Annotated in this window: 15 protein-coding genes and 2 tRNA genes; 7 read left to right on the forward strand and 10 right to left on the reverse strand. The window is 37.8% G+C overall.

Going from position 1 to position 13349, the window contains the following annotated elements; genetic code table 11:
- Position 1: 1 nt before the first annotated feature.
- Positions 2-1126: an aminotransferase class V-fold PLP-dependent enzyme gene (locus AOR04_RS00295; RefSeq protein ID WP_096792195.1), complete on the forward strand. Its 1125-nt coding sequence runs from the start codon at positions 2-4 to the stop codon at positions 1124-1126.
- Here the strand turns inward: AOR04_RS00295 and AOR04_RS00300 are convergent.
- From AOR04_RS00300 to AOR04_RS00315, 5 genes are all read right to left on the reverse strand, one after another.
- Complete coding sequence (locus AOR04_RS00300; RefSeq protein WP_033032141.1) at positions 1110-1598, reverse strand: DUF4124 domain-containing protein; 489 nt, start codon at positions 1596-1598, stop codon at positions 1110-1112. The two genes, AOR04_RS00295 and AOR04_RS00300, sit on opposite strands and share 17 nt — an antisense overlap.
- A 123-nt stretch (positions 1599-1721) precedes the next feature.
- Positions 1722-1814 (reverse strand) — tRNA-Ser (locus AOR04_RS00305).
- Between the two features lie 51 nt (positions 1815-1865).
- Positions 1866-1956, reverse strand: a tRNA-Ser gene (locus tag AOR04_RS00310).
- A 218-nt stretch (positions 1957-2174) separates the two neighbouring features.
- The gene (locus AOR04_RS21675; protein WP_007377900.1) at positions 2175-2315 is read right to left on the reverse strand and encodes a hypothetical protein; all 141 of its coding nucleotides are present in this window, start codon (positions 2313-2315) and stop codon (positions 2175-2177) included.
- Between the two features lie 528 nt (positions 2316-2843).
- Positions 2844-3773 carry a DMT family transporter gene (locus tag AOR04_RS00315; RefSeq protein WP_096792196.1) on the reverse strand — a complete coding sequence of 310 codons (930 nt, stop codon included), beginning with the start codon at positions 3771-3773 and terminating at the stop codon, positions 2844-2846.
- 102 nt (positions 3774-3875) lie between these two features.
- On the opposite strand from AOR04_RS00315, the gene AOR04_RS00320 reads away from it, so the two are divergent.
- Positions 3876-5318, forward strand: coding sequence for an aminotransferase-like domain-containing protein (locus tag AOR04_RS00320; protein WP_096792197.1), 1443 nt, complete (start codon positions 3876-3878; stop codon positions 5316-5318).
- Between the two features lie 237 nt (positions 5319-5555).
- Here AOR04_RS00320 and AOR04_RS00325 read toward each other — a convergent pair whose 3' ends face one another.
- The gene (locus AOR04_RS00325; protein ID WP_096792198.1) at positions 5556-6350 is read right to left on the reverse strand and encodes a YggN family protein; all 795 of its coding nucleotides are present in this window, start codon (positions 6348-6350) and stop codon (positions 5556-5558) included.
- Between the two features lie 388 nt (positions 6351-6738).
- Between AOR04_RS00325 and AOR04_RS00330 the strand changes: the two genes are divergently transcribed.
- A complete protein-coding gene (locus AOR04_RS00330; protein ID WP_007579801.1) occupies positions 6739-6924 on the forward strand; it encodes a PA3496 family putative envelope integrity protein in 186 nt (61 codons plus the stop codon).
- A 118-nt stretch (positions 6925-7042) separates the two neighbouring features.
- On the opposite strand, the gene AOR04_RS00335 is transcribed toward AOR04_RS00330, so the two are convergent.
- The 3 genes from AOR04_RS00335 to AOR04_RS00345 all read right to left on the reverse strand — a co-directional run bounded on the left by AOR04_RS00335 (position 7043) and on the right by AOR04_RS00345 (position 8613).
- Entirely contained in the window at positions 7043-7540 is a 498-nt protein-coding gene (locus AOR04_RS00335) for a glutathione peroxidase (protein ID WP_096792199.1), read from the reverse strand.
- Between the two features lie 72 nt (positions 7541-7612).
- Entirely contained in the window at positions 7613-7912 is a 300-nt protein-coding gene (locus AOR04_RS00340) for an AzlD domain-containing protein (protein WP_004335020.1), read from the reverse strand.
- Positions 7909-8613, reverse strand: coding sequence for an AzlC family ABC transporter permease (locus AOR04_RS00345; RefSeq protein ID WP_096792200.1), 705 nt, complete (start codon positions 8611-8613; stop codon positions 7909-7911). Before AOR04_RS00345 ends, AOR04_RS00340 begins: the two co-directional genes overlap by 4 nt.
- Positions 8614-8720: 107 nt before the next feature.
- On the opposite strand from AOR04_RS00345, the gene AOR04_RS00350 reads away from it, so the two are divergent.
- The 4 genes from AOR04_RS00350 (at position 8721) to AOR04_RS00365 (ending at position 12848) form a co-directional block, all read left to right on the forward strand.
- Positions 8721-9377 carry a cytochrome b/b6 domain-containing protein gene (locus AOR04_RS00350; RefSeq protein WP_096792201.1) on the forward strand — a complete coding sequence of 219 codons (657 nt, stop codon included), beginning with the start codon at positions 8721-8723 and terminating at the stop codon, positions 9375-9377.
- Between the two features lie 226 nt (positions 9378-9603).
- Positions 9604-10173: a chitin-binding protein gene (locus AOR04_RS00355; RefSeq protein ID WP_096794054.1), complete on the forward strand. Its 570-nt coding sequence runs from the start codon at positions 9604-9606 to the stop codon at positions 10171-10173.
- Between the two features lie 144 nt (positions 10174-10317).
- A complete protein-coding gene (locus tag AOR04_RS00360; protein WP_096792202.1) occupies positions 10318-12393 on the forward strand; it encodes a S9 family peptidase in 2076 nt (691 codons plus the stop codon).
- Between the two features lie 56 nt (positions 12394-12449).
- Positions 12450-12848, forward strand: coding sequence for a hypothetical protein (locus AOR04_RS00365; protein ID WP_096792203.1), 399 nt, complete (start codon positions 12450-12452; stop codon positions 12846-12848).
- A 22-nt stretch (positions 12849-12870) separates the two neighbouring features.
- Here the strand turns inward: AOR04_RS00365 and AOR04_RS21755 are convergent, their stop codons facing one another.
- Positions 12871-13347: a LytR/AlgR family response regulator transcription factor gene (locus tag AOR04_RS21755; RefSeq protein WP_232525493.1), complete on the reverse strand. Its 477-nt coding sequence runs from the start codon at positions 13345-13347 to the stop codon at positions 12871-12873.
- Between the last annotated feature and the right edge of the window lie 2 nt (positions 13348-13349).

The raw sequence follows: 13349 nt of genomic DNA on the forward strand, positions 1-13349 counted from the left end.
CATGCTTAAAAATGATTTTTGTATGGCTGATGGTTGTTATTTACTAAACCACTCGGTAGGGCGTCCTCTTAAAAATACACAGCAATATTTAGAACAGCACTACTTTTTACCGTGGGAGAGCTCAAATAAAGAACCTTGGCAACAATGGCTGCCCGCAGTTGAGCAATTTACTACCGCGCTTGGTAAGTTATTTAATGCGCCTAGTTCGCAGTTTTGTCCTCAAGTTAATTTATCAAGTGGCTTAACAAAGTTGCTTATGTCGCACCCTCGATTACAGCAAAAAAATTGTAAAGTGCTTATGGCGCAAAGTGATTTTCCGAGCATGGGTTTTGCAATGCAAAAAGCGTTGCCAGAGTGTGCGCAAATTATGTTTATACCAGAGCACGAAAATCTAACTGATATTAGTGTTTGGCAACGTTATATAACTTGTGATATCGACTTAGTTTTTATAAGCCATGTATATTCAAATACAGGTGTGCAGGCGCCGGTATACGATATTGTAGCTATAAGTAAATTAACTAATAGTCTGTCAATAGTTGATGTTGCTCAGTCAGCGGGTGTGATACCGCTTGATTTAAGCATACTCGATGCTGACTTTATGATTGGCTCGAGCGTTAAATGGTTATGTGGTGGCCCAGGTGCAGCTTATTTATGGGTTAACAAAAATCAAATAAAGTTCTGTGAGCCTAAAGATGTGGGGTGGTTTTCGCATCAAAATCCATTTGAGTTCGATATTAATAATTTTAAATATAACAGCAGTGCGCTTAAGTTTTGGGGTGGAACACCTTCTGTAGCGCCTTATATTATCGCTGCAAATAGCATTAATTACTTTGCAGAGCTAACTGCTCACAAGGTAAGGGATCATAATTTAGCTATGCTTACGCTTATTCATGAGCAACTAGCTGAATATGTTGCATCACCTATGGGTAGTGATAAATGTAGCGGGACTGTTATTTTATTTTTTAACAAGCAGCAAGACTATTTACTTACAGAGCTTAATAAAGCGAAAGTCAGCGTAGATGCTCGTAAATTTGGGATACGAGTATCGCCACATATTTATAATACCCGAGAAGACGTTGAGCAGTTTATTTCGATAGTAAAACGAGCACTTAAGGGTTTTGGCTAAGCTGCTGCTGTCTTTGTTTTAATGACTCTATTTTTTGCTGCATTTGATTAATTGATGCGTCGTAAGCTTGCTTTAACGAATTTGTTTTAGTTGCGATAGCATCAGCAATAGACGAAGCGCCTAAACGATTGGCTTTATCTTGAGTCATGTAATCTATCTGCTGTTTTTTAGCTGCGTATTCTTTTTGGTTTTGTGCAATAGATAGCTCAAGACGCTTTATTTCACGCTCTATTTGTTGAACCTCTAAGTAGTCATCCACAGAGGTGTCGCTAATACCTTTATCGGGCGTAGAGCTTTTATATGCTTCAATTACGTTTATATCTTTAAGAGTAATAACTTGTGCATCTTTAGCGCAAGGCGTTTGGCTAAAGGTAGTAACGCCCTTAATTACACACTTATACACTGTTGTACTTTGTGCCAAGGTAAAAAATGGAACTGCCGCGCAAACTGATAGCAATATGAATCGGATCATAGCTAAACCTAAAGTGGCTAAAGTTGTGTTAATAATGCCCGAAGTTATTACAAGGCACAATTTGTTTAGTTTTTATAAATTTTAGGCACAAAAAAACCACAATTAAGTGGTTTAAATTAAGTATGGTGGAGAGGGAGGGATTCGAACCCTCGATAGAGCTACAAACTCTATACTCCCTTAGCAGGGGAGCTCCTTCGGCCACTCGGACACCTCTCCAACGCATAACCGGTTGTATTGATGGAAGTAAAAAAGCCACCAATTAAAATATGGTGGAGAGATAGGGATTTGAACCCTAGATGGGCTATAAACCCATGCCGGTTTTCAAGACCGGTGCATTCGACCACTCTGCCATCTCTCCGTGACGCAGAATAATACTTAGGTGATACCGCTGTGTAAATAGCAAAATGACTGTTTGCCTAATATTTGTACGTAAATGAGGTTTTTTTTGTAAATAAATGGAAATTAAGGCAGTTTTTGAATAATAAATAGGTTGCAGCAAACTGTGGGATCTAAAGAAGAGGCTTCATTTAGTGGTTGAGTGTTTGCTGCACCGCAAAAATAATCATGGTTGGGTGATTATTTATATTGAGCTGCGCCGCTAAGTGCTAACCTTTTACCAATAGTGTTAAGTCTAGCTAACATTTTTGCTTTACGGTTAGTTGGTTTAACTGCAATGTGCGCAGATGCCGTTTGGTTTAATGTATTAATTGGATTCATTACCTTGCTCCGAGTTTGCCTGTTGAAATCGAGTGCATTTTGCACGTTAACTGATTAAAAATACAACGATAAAAATTGAGTGTGAAGCATTAGTTATTTTGATGTGAAAAGCTTTTAAATACGTTCTATTTTACTTTTTAAATAAGTGTTTTGAATAGTTATTTAAAAAACAAAATACCTACTGCTCTATATTTGCAAGGCTTGTGTGCTTGTTTAGGTTTTTATGCATTTTACTTTGTTTTTTTTGACTAATTATTCAGATTAAATTATTTTGATTAAAGTGTTTTCCTTCATGCTTTGCGGCTATGTTTTATATCAGTAAAGTTGCTGTTATTGATAATTACTAATGTGGGTAAATATATAATCAAAAAACAGCTTAAATTATTTGAAATTGTTCATTGATGATGGCGTTTATTATAACGAGTCAATGGCACTGCAATGATGAGTTTATTTTTTTCACTATATTGGTAATAAAAAAAGCGCCTACATACTGTAGGCGCTTTGCGTTAGTTGCGTTAAATAACGCGTCTAACTGGGGACGGAGCCACTTTTAGCTATTGCTCTATTTGCTAAAAAGGCATTAATTTGTTTTGTTGGGGTAAGCACAATGGCGTTACCTAATAGCACTAGGCTAAATCCTGCAAAGGTATTTGCATGCCATTCAAAGCCTTCAAAAAAGCTACTCAGTGTTACTGCCACTAATGGAAATAAAACAATAACGTAGCTGGCTTTTTCAGGGCCTATATTTCTTAGCAGCGCAAAGTAGCACCCAAAAGCGATTACGGTGCCAAATATTGATAGGTAAAGTAGTGATAACCAGTAACTTGGTGGAGCATTTAAACTAAATTGCACATCGTTCATTAATACATATAAAGCTAAGCCTATAGCGCTGTATAACATACCCCATGCATTGCCTTGCAATACACCAATTTGCTTACGAGAATTACGAACGCTTACCATGTTTCCTAATGAAGCCACAAAGGTGCCACCAAGGGCAAGTAGTAACCCGACCAACGCACCATTACTCAAGTCGAACTGCTGTAACTGTGGCCAAAACAGACACGTAATACCTAACACAGCGAGTACAGCACCTGTATAAATTCGTTTTGAGATTGGCTTACCAAAAAATAGTCGAGTGTTGACTATGTTCATAACCAGCAGCATTGAAAAGGCAATTGAGGTCATTGCGGAGGTTAAGTGATTTTGCGCCCAGTAAAGCATTAAATAGTTTAATCCAAAATTACAAATGGCTAATAAAACAAAAAAGCCATGATCTAGTAATTTAAATCGCATGTCGGGTTTTTTGTACGCTACATATAACCACATCAAAAGCGCTGCAATAGTAAAGCGATAAAATAACGATAACTCTACCGCAATACCGCCCAGTTGAAATTCGATGGCCAACCAAGTAGAACCCCAAATTAAAACGGTTGTAATGTATAGCGCTGCACTTTTCATGGTTACTCTCCAAAGCCCGATTGAATGGCTATTTTAAGACCTATCTGTATACTTACCATATACAGAAAAGTAAAAATGTAACCTATACAGATTTGGTGTGTGATGATAAGACAAAAAAATAGCCAAGGGCATGAGTTTCTATATCAACAAGTTATTCAGTTGATCAGAGATATGAGTGCCCAACAAGTTTTACTGCCTGGCGAAAAACTTCCATCACTGCGTAAAATGGCAGATAACTTAAGCATAAGTATCCCCACTGTAAAACAGGCTTACCAGTCACTTGAAGATCAAGGGTTAGTAGAGGCGCGTGAAAAATCGGGATATTTTTTAAAAGTCGTTAGCATGGCGCGCAATTTGCCTAAGCGCGTTAAATTAAGTCGCGAGCCTGTTGTGGTAAATAAACAAGCCTTAATAGAGCAGGTGTACAGTGCGATTCATCAAGCTAACGTAGTCCCTTTTGGTATTGCTAATCCAATTGCTGCTGCACCCACCGATAAAGCACTCGCCAGAAACATGCGCCGTGTAATGACAATTGCGGGCAGTAAAGCCATTAACTATGGGCCAACAGATGGGTTTGTACCGCTGAAAAAGCAATTGGTGCATCGCTATTTAGATTTTGGTATTGGCATTGATATGGACGAGCTTGTGATCACCAATGGTGCGCAAGAAGCCATGGCTATTGCGCTTAAATGTGTAACAAAGCCTGGCGATGTAGTTGCTATTGAGACGCCTTGTTATCACGGAATTATCGAGTTAATAGAAAGCCTAGGGCTTAAAGCGCTCGAAATACCACTGTGCCCAGATAATGGTATTTGGTTAAGTGATTTGGAACGCGCTTTAAATGAGCATGACATAAAAGCGTGTTTATTCTCTACTGCAATTAGTAACCCTGTGGGCAGCTTTATGCCTGATACAAATAGACAGCAGCTGGTGGAGCTACTTGAAAGTCATGACGTAGTGCTTATTGAAGATGACGTATACGGCGATTTATATTTTACGGCAAAACGAGGCACACCTGCTTTAGCGTACTCTAAAAAAGGATTAGTGATTAGTTGCTCATCTTTTTCTAAAACGGCAGCGCCGAGCTATCGTGTAGGTTGGTTAGTTGCGGGTAAATTTGCAACGCAAGCAAGGCGATATAAAAGAGCGCTAAGTTGCTCTGCTTCTTTAATAAACCAATGGACGTTATCTGAATTTATTGCCAGCGGCGAGTACGACCGAAATTTAAAAGTACTTAGGCAGCGCTTGCGCGATAATAAAGAGCGTATGCGATGGTGCTTACAACAAGCAATGCCAAAAAACACACGTATAAGCAATCCAAAAGGAGGCTGCGTAATGTGGCTAGATTTAGGAGGCGAGTACGATAGCCAAACATTGTTTTTACTTGCGCTTGAGGTCGGTATTAGTATTACCCCTGGGCTTGTTTTTTCGGCCTCTAATAAATATAAAAGCTGCGTCAGGTTAAGTTATGGTGTGCAATGGAGCGCGCAAATTGAGCAAGCAATAGTTACATTGGGTAAGCTTACTTTATTAGCTAAAAAGTAATACCAATCTGCTTATATATGGGGTCTATTTAACGTTAAGAAAATTACGCTAGAACTAGGCAAAAGTTTTTGTATCTAGTTGTTCTAAATAAAAATTTTTAACGAAGTTATAGTGCAATTTAATTCGTTAAATTGATCAAAGATTTATGCAGGTTGGTATAAGTTTGCGAAACACAAAAAAGCAGCATTTAAGTAAACTTAAGTGCTGCCAAAGGGATGTTAAATAACGTTTGCTGTACTAATTTTGTTTAAAGCTAAATAACTGGTAACCTTCAAGCTCTGGCACTTGCATTACTAATTGCTCTTCTTGTTTTGCAATATCAGCAAAGTTTCCACATAAAGAGTTAGCACGTTCTTCTAGTGCGCTTGCATGTAGCTCTACTTTTTCTTCTATTTGTGCGCCCATATTTTCCATACGTTGTTCAAAGGCATCCATATCGCCGCCTGAACCAAGTAACTCAGAACCTAAAGCAACTAAAATACTGCCCATTGATTGCATCACTGCTGATTCAACCGCTGTTTCTATCTGCTGCTCAAACTGTTGTTCAAAGTTTTCGCCAAATTGATTAAAACTTTGTTGGCCCATCACAAATGTACCTTGCTGGTAAAATGTGTTTTCTACTTCGATTTTAATGTCGTCCATAAGCTCTGACATATTATCAAGGCCGTCAATATTAAATGCATTGCCTACTTCTTCTAATGCTACTCCGGCAATTTTAACACCCTCAAGCGCTATATTAGCTACTTCAGGCAATTGAGTGCGTAAGCTATCAGAGTACTTGGTTAGCGCTTCGCGTTGTGAGTTATTAAGTGCTACAAATTCGCCATTTACGGTTAAGTCACCATGGGTATTAAATCGCATGGCTTTATTATTGGCAGTAAAAATTTCTAATTCGTTTGGTTTAATACGTACGTCGTTTTTAAATTCGACGTTACATTCATCGCTGCTAAATGAAATTGCAGAATCGTTGTCGTTATGAGCCATAGCTGCTGGTGTACAAATTAATGCGCTAACTAATAGTAATTTTTTCATGTGTATTCTCTGCTTTTTTGTTGATGACTATTAACTAATAACAAGTTTAATGCCATTATTTTTTTATTATAATAAACAGTAAGTTAATTTGTTCGAGGCCTTTTTAATAGGTTGGGTTAAGTTAAAAATAAACTATTTTTTAGTCAAATTAACTAAGTTCTACAAATCTATAAGCAATATTTATCGATACGATAAAAAACTCTCACTTTCCACAATTGAAATTTAGCGCTATTTATTCACATTACTGACATGAAGACTATTTACGATAGTCACGTGGCTTTATTTTGATGCTAATTTGCAGCGCATTTTGGTGTTAAACATTTTTAATTTACCGGCTATTGCGATAATAAAATCCTTGGCTGGTCTCAAACACTTTATGGAGTGGGTTGTGGGTAAGACATTTAGTTACGATGCGCTAGATGACGATTTTGTTGAAGACGAGTACGAAATGCTCGGACGTAATCAACACGATAAGAACAAGCAAAAGGTTAAGAAAAAGTTGGAAGACTACCTTGAGCAAAAACGCTTGCGTAAAAATCTAGGCGAAGACGATTTAAGCGATTACACCGACTAAATCACGCTAGTATAAATACAATACCAATTAATATTAGAGTCTTAAATGTGCAGTTAGCCGATATGTTTAAGTTTTAATAGTATTGGCAATAAAGAGGCCTTGCGCCTCTTTATTACTTTTAAAGCGTGCTTTTAGCCTGCGCTAATGCTTTTTGGATTGTAAGTTCTAATTTTTCGGGTTTAGTAAAAGGTGCATAGCGTTTAATTGGCGTCCCATCTGCGGCAATTAAAAACTTAGTAAAATTCCACTTTATTTTGCGTGTTAAAAAACCAGGCAAGGCTGATTTCAAATAACGAAAGACGGGATGTGCATGCTCACCGTTTACATCTACTTTGGCCGCCATTAAAAAGCCCACGCCAAAATTGATTAAACATCCTTGCTCTATTTGTGTTGCGCCGCCAGGTTCTTGTTGACCAAACTGGTTGCACGGAAATCCCAAAATTACTAAACCTTGGCTGGCATACTTATTATGTAAAGCTTGCAGCGACTCGTATTGGTAGGTAAATCCACATTTACTCGCGGTATTAACAATAAGCACAACCTTACCTTCAAAATCATTAAAGTTAATAGGTTGACCCTGCAAGCTTGTTGCGCTTAATTGATGAAATTCGTGCATTTTGGCGTCTTTTTATTATTGTTACCGGTATTTTAACCTGAGTACAGTATTTCATAAAGTATAAAGAGCACTCTAATTTAAAATTAGAAATAGCCCCATACCGGCAAGTGTTGTGTAATAAATATTATGTGTTTTATAGGCAACAATAATGGCGACTATCGCTGCGCTTAAATAAGGGTTTTGCCAGTTTAAGTTAATGCCATCTTCATTCAAAAACACGATAGGAACCCAAATAGCTGTCAGTACTGCGGGTGCGCTAAAACTCAAAAATTGCTGCATTTTTGGGCCTACTTTAAATGGTAAAGCGCGGTGCAAAAATAAATAACGCGTAAAAAATGTAATGCACGCCATGAGTAGAATAGTTGTCATCATGGCGTTACTTCCTTTTTAATGGTTAGTCTTGCTGTAACGTAACCTGCGCTCATTGCCAACAACGCTGAGCAAACAAGCCATAACTCAAATCCGGTACTTTTTAAAAGCGTTGCGCTAACACCTGCAACAATGACAGTAACGAGTGAGGCCAAATTTTTGATTCCCGGAATAACCAACGCGATAAACGTGGCGGCAATGGCAAAGTCGAGCCCTAAATTAGTTAAGTCGGGCAGCATTGTGCCGGCTACAATGCCAATTAATGTCCAAATATTCCATGCAATATAAAAACTAAAACCAGCACTCAATGCGTATATTAAACGCGTTTTTGTTCTATACGCTTTTCGATGATGAGAAAATGCAAATAGCTCATCGGTTAAAACAAAGCTCACAGGTAAGCGCCAACGCACAGGTTGATCAATGACCTTATGACGCACTGCTAAACCGTATAAAAAGTGCCGAGAGCTAATAATAAATGTTGTGAATAAAATTGTGAGCAATGGTGTGTTGCCCGCCATAAGTTCAATCGCAACAAGCTGTGCAGAGCCTGCAAATACTAATAACGACATTGCTTGGGTTTCAAAGGCGCTAAAACCATTTTGAATCGCTAAAGAGCCGCATAAAATACCCCAAGGAACAACGGCTAAACACAGTGGTAGCATATCTAAAAAGCCTTTTAAAATAGCTTTTTTAACTGGTTGCATGATATTTACTCTCACGGCTTGTAGAATGGCTCATAAGGATACCTTAATATTATGATGTTAAAGTAGTTAACAAATTAAATAATACTGTTTTTTTAAGGATAGGCACAATGACGACGTTAAAAGTGTGGGATGGGTTTATTAGATGCTTTCATTGGTTTTTGGTTGTAAGTATTGCAGTACTTTATTTTAGTATTGAAGAGGGCATGATTGAGCTTCACTTTGTTGCAGGTTTTTTTACTTTAGCACTTATAGTAACACGTTTAATATGGGGTGTTATTGGTAGTAAAACCGCGAGATTAAGTGGGTTACTGCACTCTCCTAGTGCTATTTTAAAGGCACTCAAAACACCAAGCGAATCGTTAGGCCATTCAGCACCCGGTAGCTGTATGGTGATAGTGTTTTTTATATTAATCATAACGCAACTTGTAAGTGGCTTAATGAGCAGTGATGGTATTTTAACTGACGGGCCGCTTGCTCAATATGTGTCTAGCGATACGATTGATTTTGCCAATTGGCTACATGAGCTGAATTTTGACATTTTACTTTATGCTATTGGCTTGCATGTATTAGCTATTATTGTTTATAGAATAAAAGGAAAACCGCTAGTTAAGGCGATGATCACAGGCTCAAAAGAGTTAAAAGCGGATGACTCTGAGGCTAAAGTAACAAAAGCGTCTTGGCCTGCGTGGTTAATATTTATATCTTTATTGGTGTTGCTGATATTTACGTGGGCGAAAGAGCCTTTAACTTATTTATTTAGTTAAAAACACATTAAACCAGCCTTAAAGGGTTGGTTTTTTATTTTGGTTACATTCTTTTTTTTGATTGTTGTGTGGTTGCAAATTATAATCATCAAGTTGTTAGCTTATTAAGGTGAGGATAAATTTTTTGCACGATTTATTAGTGCGTATAACTTGCCCTAGATGTATTTTTTGTGTATCCATATAGGTATGGGTAATAGTTTGTGACTCTTAAGGTGTTGCTGTGTTTATGCATACGTCGTTGGCCTGTGGAAAGTGGTCAACTATAGGTTGTTTAAATCATCATACCCAATTATTTATTGGTGATGTGGTGAGTGTAACCTTTTATGACTTGCAAGGAGAGCTAGTCAGTTTATCGTTTGATTATAAAATCACCTCGTTAGAGCAAGGTGAATCCCATGCATGGCCGCGTTTAGTTGCCGAGCACATTAATGTGCATATACCATTAATAAGCGCAGGGCGAATGACTGAACAAGGGCTCGTTGTTGCTTATCGACAAAACGAAATTTTTGCATTGCAAAGTAGTGGTATTTGTAAAGCCCAAGTTGATTTTCATTGCATCGCGAAATGTGATGATTATGTAGTTAAAGAATATGACGCATATGAATTTATTTATCCACAAAGTAGCGATTCTTACAATGCAGGTACAAAAGTACTACAACCTAAAACGGGAAAAATTTATCAATGTAGGCCTTGGCCATTCAATGAATTTTGCCGTGTTAATGATGAGAATAAAGTTATGTTTGAACCCGGCATTGGACAAAGCTGGGCTATGGCATGGATACAAGTATCAGATTAATAAATATAAATAACCTTCTTCCCATAGGTAGAACGATTTTAGTAATGAAACGTATTAGCTTCTAAGCCCTCTCAACTATTGAGTGGGCTTTTTTATTTTTATGGTAAACTGCAATTATTGTTATTTTTCAAATTGGTCTTTTCTGTGCCTCATCCTGATCACTCTCTAAATTTATTGTCTAACGTCCCTATCGCTAAAAAGCAAGCTCATATACTCAATGCGCATAATAAAACACGTGTCGATAACTATTATTGGATGCGTGATGATGAACGTCAAAATGAACACGTACTAGCGCATTTGCATGCTGAGAATACCTATTGTGATAAACAGTTAGCACCTATAAAGCCATTACAAAATACACTATTTGAAGAGCTTAAAGCGCGTATTGTAAAAGACGATAACTCGATACCCGTTAAAGACGGAAAGTATTGGTATCACTCAGAAGTGCGTGGCGATGATGAATATTCACGCCATTACCGCAGTACCAGCATAGAGGCTGATAATAAAGAGCTTTTACTCGATATAAATGCGCTAGCGGCAGGGTTCGAATTTTTTGAATTAGGTGAAGTCGCTCTTAGCCCGTGTGAACAACTTATGGCTTATTCTGAAGATACTGAAGGCCGACGTATATATTTAGTGCGTTTTAAAAACCTTGAAACAGGTGAGATGCTACCTGATGTACTTGAAAACACAGAAGGGCAAGTTGTTTGGGCTAATGACAATAAAACCGTTTTTTATGTTAAAAAAGATTTAAAAACATTATTAGGCTATCAAGTGTTTCGGCATGAGCTTGGTAGCGAGCAAAGCCAAGACGTAATGGTTTACGAAGAGCAAGATAGTAGCTTTTTTATGGGGCTTGGTAAAAGCCGCGACGAAAGCTTAATTATTATTGATTTAGCATCGACAGAGACCAACGATACATGGGTGCTTGATGCTAATAAGCCCACTGGCGAATTTAAAGCATTAATGCCGCGTGAAGATGGCCACGAGTTTGACGTAGATAAGCTAGGTAACACATTTTATATTGTGACTAACTGGCAGGCTAAAAACTTTAGATTAATGACGGCAACAAACGAAACGATTGCTGATAAAACACAATGGTTTGAGCATACAGCTCACAGAGAAAATGTCCTGCTTGAAGGTGTTGAGTTATTTAATGACTTTTTAGTATTAAGTGAACGCGAGCAAGGGCAAGCTAGATTTGTAGTTGTTAATAGGCAAGGAAATTGTATGGCACTTGAGTTTGCCGATCCTTGTTACTATGCCGCTATAGCAATGAACCCAGAGCCAGACACACGTACTGCGCGTATTTATTACTCCAGCTTAACAACACCGGGTTCTTTATATGATGTTGATTTAGCAACAGGCGAAAAAACACTACTTAAACAACAAAAAGTACTGGGTAGTTTTAATACCGATGACTATCAGTCAGAGCGATTAATGGTAACTGCTCGCGACGGCATCAAAGTCCCTGTATCTGTTGTTTATCGAAAAGACAGCTTTAAAAAGGATGGCACAAATCCGTTATTTCAATACGGCTATGGTGCGTATGGTTATACGATTGATCCAAGTTTTTCTAGTTCGTCACTGAGCTTGCTCGATCGTGGCTTTGTTTATGTTATTGCGCATGTTCGAGGCTCTGAAATGCTAGGCCGCGAATGGTATGAGCAAGGTAAAAAAGAGCATAAAAAAAATAGCTTTAGTGACTTTATTGATGTGACAAAAGCGCTTGTTGATCAAGGTTATTGTGATAGCAATAAGGTGTTTGCCTCAGGCGGCAGTGCCGGTGGTTTATTAATGGGAGCGGTTGTAAACCAGGCACCAGAGTTATATTGTGGTGTTGGCTGTCATGTACCATTCTTAGACGTATTAACCACAATGCTTGATGAGAGTATTCCGCTCACAACAAATGAATACGATGAATGGGGTAATCCAAACGATCAACAGTTTTATGATGTGATTGAAGCTTACTCACCTTATGACAATATTCGCGCACAAAACTATCCGAACATACTCGTTACTACGGGTCTTCATGATTCACAAGTGCAGTATTGGGAACCTATGAAATGGGTTGCAAAAATGCGTGAACTTAAAACAGATAGTAATATTTTAGTCTTTAAAACAGATATGGATGCAGGGCACGGTGGTGCATCAGGTCGTTTTAAAAGCTTAGAAGAAAAAGCCCTCGAAATGGCCTTTTTTATTGCTCTGTTAAATTAACTGCAAAATTGGAAAATTGTATTATTCTATATAAGTTGATATCTGTAAGGCAATTTATGTTTGGAGCACATGGCGAATTCCAGATTTTCTCGCAGCCACCTCATATGTATTTAAGATTGAAGGGGAGCTTTAATAATGAAGGTATAACATCATTAACTAATGGTGTTATTCAAGAATTGAGCACTCACCCTGAAAATACGATTAAGTTTGTGGTCGTTAATTTAAAAGAGTTTGAGCTGTTAACTCTGGATAGTCTTGATTCGTTAGAGGCCTATTTTGCGGGTGTAAAAGAACTTGGGTATCAACGAGTTGACTATATAAACATTAATATCATAGCTAAAAACATGTTTGAAAAAGTATGGAAAAATAGCGATGCAGAAGTTAATTTTTATAAAGATACCGACAGCTATTTATTAGTGCATCCAAGTGATAGTTATATAAAACAGAACTGGTAATTAATATGAGTATTATAAACCGCTACTGAAGAGGGCTTATAATACTCTCTAAACAGCCTTTATAGCGCCTTGAAAGGTTTAAGCACATATCGTTTTTTAGCCTTACTTTATAATCGCCACTGTCAGTAGGCATCAGTTCACAAATAGCTTGTTTTCTTACCAGCGTTGAGCGATGAATACGAATAAACCCTTCAGGCTCTAGCTGCTGCTCAATATTTTTCATGGTTTCGCGGTGTAATACCGGTGTACTACCTTGGGTAAAATGCAGCTCTACATAATTGCCTGCACCATTTATCCAAATAATATCATTGATATCAATTAATCTTACCTTACCTACATCTTTAACTACGATATGTGATGATGATTTTTCAGTTTGTGCGCTTTGCTGATATTGACGTTCGGGCGTGCTTGCAATCGGGCAAAGGTGAATCAGTTTATCAAAGCATTTATCAATACGTGGTGCAGTTGAATCTAATATTAAAAAATCAACCGCGGCCACTT

This window comes from Pseudoalteromonas sp. 1_2015MBL_MicDiv (genome assembly GCF_002407505.1).
In the GTDB taxonomy this organism is placed as follows: domain Bacteria; phylum Pseudomonadota; class Gammaproteobacteria; order Enterobacterales; family Alteromonadaceae; genus Pseudoalteromonas; species Pseudoalteromonas fuliginea.

Excerpts from the sequence above, each read along its gene's own strand:
- AOR04_RS00295 (WP_096792195.1), top strand. The coding sequence starts at position 2 with ATGCTTAAAAATGATTTTTGTATGGCTGATGGTTGTTATTTACTAAAC.
- AOR04_RS00300 (WP_033032141.1), bottom strand. The coding sequence starts at position 1,598 with ATGATCCGATTCATATTGCTATCAGTTTGCGCGGCAGTTCCATTTTTT.
- AOR04_RS21675 (WP_007377900.1), bottom strand. The coding sequence starts at position 2,315 with ATGAATCCAATTAATACATTAAACCAAACGGCATCTGCGCACATTGCA.
- AOR04_RS00315 (WP_096792196.1), bottom strand. The coding sequence starts at position 3,773 with ATGAAAAGTGCAGCGCTATACATTACAACCGTTTTAATTTGGGGTTCT.
- AOR04_RS00320 (WP_096792197.1), top strand. The coding sequence starts at position 3,876 with ATGATAAGACAAAAAAATAGCCAAGGGCATGAGTTTCTATATCAACAA.
- AOR04_RS00325 (WP_096792198.1), bottom strand. The coding sequence starts at position 6,350 with ATGAAAAAATTACTATTAGTTAGCGCATTAATTTGTACACCAGCAGCT.
- AOR04_RS00335 (WP_096792199.1), bottom strand. The coding sequence starts at position 7,540 with ATGCACGAATTTCATCAATTAAGCGCAACAAGCTTGCAGGGTCAACCT.
- AOR04_RS00340 (WP_004335020.1), bottom strand. The coding sequence starts at position 7,912 with ATGATGACAACTATTCTACTCATGGCGTGCATTACATTTTTTACGCGT.
- AOR04_RS00345 (WP_096792200.1), bottom strand. The coding sequence starts at position 8,613 with ATGCAACCAGTTAAAAAAGCTATTTTAAAAGGCTTTTTAGATATGCTA.
- AOR04_RS00350 (WP_096792201.1), top strand. The coding sequence starts at position 8,721 with ATGACGACGTTAAAAGTGTGGGATGGGTTTATTAGATGCTTTCATTGG.
- AOR04_RS00355 (WP_096794054.1), top strand. The coding sequence starts at position 9,604 with ATGCATACGTCGTTGGCCTGTGGAAAGTGGTCAACTATAGGTTGTTTA.
- AOR04_RS00365 (WP_096792203.1), top strand. The coding sequence starts at position 12,450 with ATGTTTGGAGCACATGGCGAATTCCAGATTTTCTCGCAGCCACCTCAT.